The organism is Bradyrhizobium uaiense, assembly GCF_010811875.1.
Taxonomy (GTDB): Bacteria; Pseudomonadota; Alphaproteobacteria; order Rhizobiales; family Xanthobacteraceae; genus Bradyrhizobium; species Bradyrhizobium uaiense.
This window is the reverse complement of record NZ_VKHP01000043.1, coordinates 39,749-46,021: the sequence shown is the minus strand read 5'-3', so window position 1 is coordinate 46,021 and position 6,273 is coordinate 39,749. Positions and strand designations below refer to the sequence as shown.

The 6,273-nt window shown below is 63.8% G+C and carries 7 protein-coding genes and 1 pseudogene; 4 read left to right on the top strand and 4 right to left on the bottom strand.

All coding sequences use genetic code 11. From position 1 onward, the window contains the following. The 3 genes and pseudogenes from FNJ47_RS51160 to FNJ47_RS13450 form a co-directional block, all read left to right on the top strand. Positions 1-449 (top strand): annotated as a pseudogene (locus tag FNJ47_RS51160) (hypothetical protein); the annotation flags it as partial. A gap of 24 nt (positions 450-473) precedes the next feature. Then, entirely contained in the window at positions 474-767 is a 294-nt protein-coding gene (gene infA / locus FNJ47_RS13455) for a translation initiation factor IF-1 (protein WP_016842649.1), read from the top strand. Positions 768-1,035: 268 nt separating this feature from the next. Then, entirely contained in the window at positions 1,036-1,248 is a 213-nt protein-coding gene (locus FNJ47_RS13450) for a cold-shock protein (RefSeq protein WP_016842648.1), read from the top strand. A gap of 124 nt (positions 1,249-1,372) precedes the next feature. Here the strand turns inward: FNJ47_RS13450 and FNJ47_RS13445 are convergent, their stop codons facing one another. The 3 genes from FNJ47_RS13445 to FNJ47_RS13435 form a co-directional block, all read right to left on the bottom strand. Then, a complete protein-coding gene (locus tag FNJ47_RS13445) occupies positions 1,373-2,014 on the bottom strand; it encodes a TadE/TadG family type IV pilus assembly protein (protein WP_430649375.1) in 642 nt (213 codons plus the stop codon). Then, positions 2,011-2,562, bottom strand: a complete 552-nt coding sequence (locus tag FNJ47_RS13440; RefSeq protein WP_163153733.1) for a TadE/TadG family type IV pilus assembly protein — start codon at positions 2,560-2,562, stop codon at positions 2,011-2,013. Before FNJ47_RS13440 ends, FNJ47_RS13445 begins: the two co-directional genes overlap by 4 nt. A gap of 171 nt (positions 2,563-2,733) precedes the next feature. Continuing rightward, positions 2,734-3,240 (bottom strand): pilus assembly protein N-terminal domain-containing protein, encoded by a 507-nt coding sequence (locus FNJ47_RS13435; protein ID WP_175068373.1) that lies wholly within the window; start codon positions 3,238-3,240, stop codon positions 2,734-2,736. 508 nt (positions 3,241-3,748) lie between these two features. Between FNJ47_RS13435 and FNJ47_RS13430 the strand changes: the two genes are divergently transcribed. Continuing rightward, positions 3,749-4,720: a phosphatase PAP2 family protein gene (locus FNJ47_RS13430; protein ID WP_163153731.1), complete on the top strand. Its 972-nt coding sequence runs from the start codon at positions 3,749-3,751 to the stop codon at positions 4,718-4,720. Between the two features lie 91 nt (positions 4,721-4,811). Here FNJ47_RS13430 and FNJ47_RS13425 read toward each other — a convergent pair whose 3' ends face one another. Continuing rightward, positions 4,812-6,257 carry a hypothetical protein gene (locus tag FNJ47_RS13425; RefSeq protein WP_163153728.1) on the bottom strand — a complete coding sequence of 482 codons (1,446 nt, stop codon included), beginning with the start codon at positions 6,255-6,257 and terminating at the stop codon, positions 4,812-4,814. Positions 6,258-6,273: the final 16 nt, after the last annotated feature.

Here is a 6,273-nt window from a genome sequence, read left to right as displayed (position 1 = left end):
CGGCGGTAATTGCGATCCGCGAGCCGACCGCGCTGTTCATCACCTGGGTCGTCCTCGAACTCGTCATCTGCCTCTCGCGACTGGCGGTGCTCGTGGTTTCGCCTCCCCCCGCGCGCGGACAGCGGCCCGCCCCGAACGATCTGCACCCCCTGCCTTCGGTCCCCTGGGGCGCCCCCGGCGGCCTCGGCCTCCTGATCCGCCCCCCCCGCGGCGGCCGCTCTGCGCCGCGCGCGCATAATGTTCGTGGGAATGAGGCCGCTCCTGGCACAAAAGGCCCTCGCCGCCGCCGCCGTCGGGGTGGTAATAATGGCGCGCCGCAGACGAGCCGGGGCGAGTCGCCGCGTCCGTCGCAGGCCGGCAACAGCGAAGGCATCCAGGGCGTCGCCTTCTTGCATCGCGAGAGCCGGCCGAATCCGCAACACAACCGCAACAACCGACCGAAGCACTAGCCGTCGCTCGATCTGGAGAAACATATGGCTAAGGAAGAGCTGATCCAGTTCGAAGGACTGGTGACCGAAATCCTCCCCGACGCTCGTTACCGGGTGCAACTCGACGCCGGACACGAAATCGTCGCCTACACCGCCGGCAAGATGAAGAAAAACCGCATCAAGACGCTGGCCGGCGACCGCGTGACGATCGAAATGTCGCCCTACGATCTCGAAAAGGGCCGCCTGATCTTCCGCCACAAGGACGAACGTCCGAGCGGCGCGCCCGGCGGCCCGCCGCGGGGCGGAGCACAGCGCGGCGGCCAATTCCGCCGTCGGTAGCGGGGACATTGCAACCGTTGCGCGCATGACCTCCTGATGTCCTGCGCAACAATTGGCCGGCGGCTGCGCCGGCCAAAAAATCGCGCACGTCAGGATTGTTTTGAAGCCTTCTATCGAATAATATCCTACCCATCGATTTTCGGCCGGACGACATTAGCCAATACCGGTACAGCCGGTTCAGACGCTGACGACCCTTCCAAAAATTCGATCTCACCACCCCGCCGATCAGCGGGTCTTGAACTTGTATATCTGAGAAGGGACTACCCACGTGAGCATGGGAACCGTGAAGTGGTTTAACGCGACCAAGGGCTACGGCTTCATCCAGCCGGATGAAGGCGGGAACGACGTGTTCGTGCACATCAGTGCAGTCGAGCGCGCCGGCCTTGGCACTCTGCGTGAAGGCCAGAAGATCTCCTACGAGATCGTGGCTGACCGCCGTTCCGGCAAATCCTCGGCCGACAATCTGCGCGCCGCCGGATAAGCCGATTTCCCGGGAGCGTGAAGCTCCAGGAAATTGTCGCTAGAGCATCAAGGGCCGCACCTTCGGGTGCGGCCCTTTTTGTCTGGATATCAAACTGTCTGGATCGCGAGTCGGTTGCCGCGACCTAGTACGTCGAGCAGGTCGTCGGCATGGTGGCGATGGTCGGGGCATAGAACACGCACACCGACTGCCGCGGCCGCGTGAAGGCGACGTCGCTGAGATTGATGCCTGCCTTGGCCATCACATAGCCGACCGTCGGAACGTATTTGTAGCTGACTTCACTGAAGATCAGATAGCTGCCCGCAACCAGGAGCGCCGACGGAACGACACTGGTGACAATGTCACCCTGATTGCGGGTCGAGGCCGTCAACGTCGCCTGCGTGGCCCCCGAGGAGATCACCCCCGCCTTGCTCCACTGGATGTGCGCGATGTTCGAGTTATCGACGTAGATTTCCGACAACGTGACTTTGGTCGGTGACGCATCATACGGCGTCATGATGCCGACGCTGGCACTGAAGAAGTTCTGAAGATCGCTGTCGATCACCTGCGTCGCCTGCGATGTCAGGTCCGACGCGGCGCGCGCCATCAGCGTAACCTTGCGGTCGACCGCGACGCCGGATGAGAACTCGACGATGCCGAAGAACATCACCAGCATCAGCGGCAGGATGAAAGCAAACTCGACGGCGGCCACGCCCCGACGATCATGCGCGAGAGCGGCGACGGAGCGCAGCAACGCCGCGGGCTGGATTTTGATGGCTTTGCTCATGAGCATGTGGCCCCGGCGGTTCCGGCGGGCTCGTTCTTGAACGTCGCGGTCGCAATGAGGAGCCGCTTGCCGTTGGCGAGGTTGGCGGAGCTGAAGACCTTGGTGACAAACAGCGGCCACTGATAAAACAGCCGGACCACGACGACGTCGCCGTCCTTGCCGGGACACCATTTCACCTGCGTGGGGTCGGTGATGGGCGTGATGTTGACGCTGCTAAAGCCTGTCGCAGACGGGTAGCTGCGCACGTCGACGTATACGCCGTTGGTGCAATCGAACAACGCGCTGACGCGCGCGCAAACGAAATCCTTGAACTGCTGCTGGGTATAATTTGCGCCCTGGGCCTGGCCGGTCATGATGAAGCGGGACGAATCCTGCGTCACCGTCTCGAGCACCTGGCTCGCAAAGAAGATCATTGCCACTTCGATGATCGCAAAAAGCAATCCGAAAAACAGCGGTGCGACCATCGCGAATTCGACCGCGGTCACGCCGCGGCGGTTTCGACAAAATCTGCGGAGGAGGCGTGCGAAAGAATGAGCGGGCAGCGGCATCAATGTCCCCGGATCAACATGGCGGCAACAACTACCCAAGACTCATTGTCGAAGTATTTCGCCGGATCGGGACAGAGCGACCCGATCCGTTGGGTCTTTCTTAACGATATCGGGTAGACCGCCCGCGATCGGCGGCGACCCCGGCGGGTGAGGCGCCGGAGCGGACACGCATCAGTTCTGCTGCTTCCCGGCCGCGCCCGAGCCTGAGGCCTGGCTGCTGAGGGAACCGGCCTGGTCCATGGTCGACTTGAAATAGGTCTCGCCGTCGCCGAGCGTGATGCGGCGTTGACAGACCGGCATGCAGCTGTAGGTCTCGCGATCGACACCGCGATAGACGGTGACGAGCTGATCGGTCGGACCCTCGACCTGGATCTGGCGATCCACCAGCACCTGGCCGGTGCGGTCGAGCGCGATGAAGTTGGTGGCACCGTAGCCCTTGCCGGTCACGACAACGACCCCGCCATTCTGCAGGGTGACGTCGGCGATCAGCGGATTGCCGACAACGATCGTGGCAATGCCGCCGGGCAGCTTGACGAGCTTGGCCTGATCGACATTGACCGCGATCCGATCCGGATCCGGCGCTGCCGTTGCGAGCGCGGGCCCCAGCAGCATGGCTGCGGCCAACGAGATGAATCCAATGCGCGTGACGGCGCGAATACGCTGGGACTGAAACGACATACTCTACCCCGGGACGTTAACAGGCCGGCAAAAAGCGATACGCAGCGGACCGGCGCCCGACGCAGGCAAATCTGACGGCAATTCATTTAAGAAGAGCAAAAATCGAGCGCCGAATTGCACGGATGTCACGACTTCCCGGGGAATTGCCCGGTATAGGCCGCTTGTCCGGCAATCTCGTGCGGGAATGCCTGGTCGTCGATTCCGTAAGTCCTGCGGTTCGGCAGGAGGCTCGAAGTCCTGCGGCTCGCATTCGGCGGTTGCGGCGCGCTCACCGTCGAGCGTCGCGTCGCCCCAGCGTGACGGCCGATCGCAGCGGCAGTCACGCCATCGAACCGCACGCTTCGCGATTATAGCAATCTTAAGAGACTCCGAGCAGTTTCTGCCCACCACAACCGCGGGGCAGCACGTGTCGTCGATATCAAGAATCGAAAAGCGCGCCGTCGATCCCCGCGCTCGCGGCTTGGTTGTCGACCCGATCCGGATTCGTGACGCTGCGGCGCGCTGGTTCATGTTCAGCGACTTTGGCGACGCTGCGCAGCGTCACATGGCGATCGTCTGGTCCTGCATTTTCGCATGCACCCTCGCCGACGCGATCTGGCTGCCGAACTCCGGGCTTTCGTTCACATCATCCAACTGGATCTCGATCCTGCAATGCGTCGCATATTCGGGCATTGCGGCCGCATTCATCGCCATTGCCTCCAATCGGCTCGGCGGCGACCAACGACGCCCGGCCGTCTGGTTGCGGCAGTGCCTGTTCATGACCGAACTGTTCTGGCGCGCGTTCCTGCCGATCAGCGCGCTGCTGACCGCGGGCAGCACCCTCAGCTATCTGATCGCGGCAGCCAAGCTGCCGCTGAGGGACGACGTTCTGGCAGGCTTCGATCATCTGCTGGGCTTCGACTGGCCGAGCTTCCTGGCCATGACGAACTCGAATTCGCTGATCGCAACGCTGCTGACGACGGCCTATCAAAGCACCGGCCTGCTGTCCCAGGTGGTTCTGGTGTGGCTCATCCTGCAACGGCGCGGCGACAGGGTCGCAGAATTCATCGCCGTGCTCAGCCTGAGCGCAGTCGCGCTGTGCATCGGCATGTGGTTGATCCTGGCCGCGGGCGCTTTCGCCTATTTCGGCCCCGCGCCGAGCAGCTACGAGCACTTCGCGGCGCATGGCCCGATGTGGACCTTCGGGCGAACCTTCTCGATGTTGCACGACGGGTCGCTCTCGGTCATCAACTTGTCGATCGTCGACGGCATCGTCAGCTTTCCCTCGTTTCACACGATGCTCGGCGTCATGACGACCTATGCTGCGCGTGACACGCGCTGGCTCTTCGTTCCCGTGTTCGTCGTGAATGCAACGATGATCGTCGCGACGATGCCCGTGGGCGGCCATCATCTCGCTGACGTCCTGGCCGGCGGCGGGCTGACTATCGCCGCCATCCTCGTGGTTCGCCGCTCTGCCAGGCTGTCCGTCAGCAGGACCTAGCGCCCTCATTCAAAGCGCCTGCCTGCGGCCGCCGGCTCCTTCCGAACCTGGCGCTCGCCGTGCCGACCCGCGTTGCCTGCCTGCAGCGGCTTCAACGTGCGGCGCGAACGTGAACCACGACGCGTTCATCGGCGTAGAGGCGCTGCCATCCTCCGATGTGATCCAGAAACCTGGAAGCCGGCGTGGTCGGATCGAGCATCACCGCATCGATGTCATGGGTCTTGAGCAGATCGAGGAAGCCGTCGACGTCCTTGAGCTGGAGCGCGCGGTAGTAGTCCATCTCGAACTTTTCGCCGTAGAGCTCGGCACGGCCGTCGACGAACACCGGCACCTGACGCCAGATCAGATAGCCGCCGAACTGCAGATCGTGGAGCACCCGCCGCGCGTTGTACGCCTTCAGCGCGTCGACGGCAGCAGCCGGCGAATGGATCGGCGGCGGCGAAATGGTCTGGCGCGCCGCAATGAACGAGGTCGAGACGCACAGCGCGGCGATCAGCATTGCCGCCGGCACGGCCTTCAGCCGGACGGCGTTCGCGGCGCGCAGGCCGAACTGAGTTGCCACCGGGGTCAGCGCTGCCAACGGCAGCAGCAAGGCGAACAGTTCGAGATTGCGGACATGGGACAGCGCCATGTGCAGCAAGCCCAGCACCAGGGCAATCCGCGGCAGCGGCAGCTTCACCCCGCAATAGAGCGCTGCGCCGATCAGGCCGAGAATCGACAGCTCGAATCCATCGACCTGGCTGAAATTCGCCGGCATCCACTCCGCGATGAGGTGCAGCAGCTCACCGAGATTCAGGATCTTCAGCGAGGCCAGGATCGAACCCCAGCCATAAGGCGTGACGTAGCAGGCGGCCAGCGCGCCGATGCCGAACGCCGCCCAGCGCAGCGCCAGCGGCAACCTTTGCGCCGGCGCGGCATTCCACATCGCATCGAGTGCGAAGGCCCCGGCCAGCACCAGCCCGAACAGAAAGCCGCCATGTAGATTGGCCCAGAGCGCGATCAGCGGCAGCAGCCAGAATGAGGGCGCCTCGCGGCGTTCGCTGGCAACCATCAGGCCGTTGGCCCAGACCAGCATGATCGGTAGCACCAGCACGTGCGGACGGGCGAGCAGATGCCCGCATGTCAGCACCAGCGCGGCAAGCGCGATCAGGCTCGCATAGACCGCCGGCAAGGCGCGGCTGAGGATCGCGGTGAGCAGCGCAAAGGTGGCGGCGCCGCAGGCCGCGGCCAGCGCCGCGGGCCCGGTCCACCCGGCAAGGTCATAGGCCTTCGCGAACAGGACCTGCGCCAGCCAGGACGACGACACCCACGGCTCGCCCGCCTTGGTGAACGAATAGATATCGACCGACGGCAGCGCGTGGTGATCGAGAATCCAGCGGCCGACCGCAATCTGCCAGTAGGTGTCGGAGTCGGCGAGCAGCCGGTCGCCGACGATCAGCAGCAGCGCGTAGACGCCGCACGCCATCCAGAACCAGGCCGGGACCTCCGCGAATACGGAGGTCCTGGCCTGCGGGATGGCTGCGGTCTCAGCACTCATGCGGACACGAACCGGT

Coding starts and splice junctions, on each gene's coding strand:
- infA (WP_016842649.1), top strand. CDS start 474: ATGGCTAAGGAAGAGCTGATCCAGTTCGAAGGACTGGTGACCGAAATC.
- FNJ47_RS13445 (WP_430649375.1), bottom strand. CDS start 2,014: ATGAGCAAAGCCATCAAAATCCAGCCCGCGGCGTTGCTGCGCTCCGTC.
- FNJ47_RS13440 (WP_163153733.1), bottom strand. CDS start 2,562: ATGCCGCTGCCCGCTCATTCTTTCGCACGCCTCCTCCGCAGATTTTGT.
- FNJ47_RS13435 (WP_175068373.1), bottom strand. CDS start 3,240: ATGTCGTTTCAGTCCCAGCGTATTCGCGCCGTCACGCGCATTGGATTC.
- FNJ47_RS13430 (WP_163153731.1), top strand. CDS start 3,749: ATGTTCAGCGACTTTGGCGACGCTGCGCAGCGTCACATGGCGATCGTC.
- FNJ47_RS13425 (WP_163153728.1), bottom strand. CDS start 6,257: ATGAGTGCTGAGACCGCAGCCATCCCGCAGGCCAGGACCTCCGTATTC.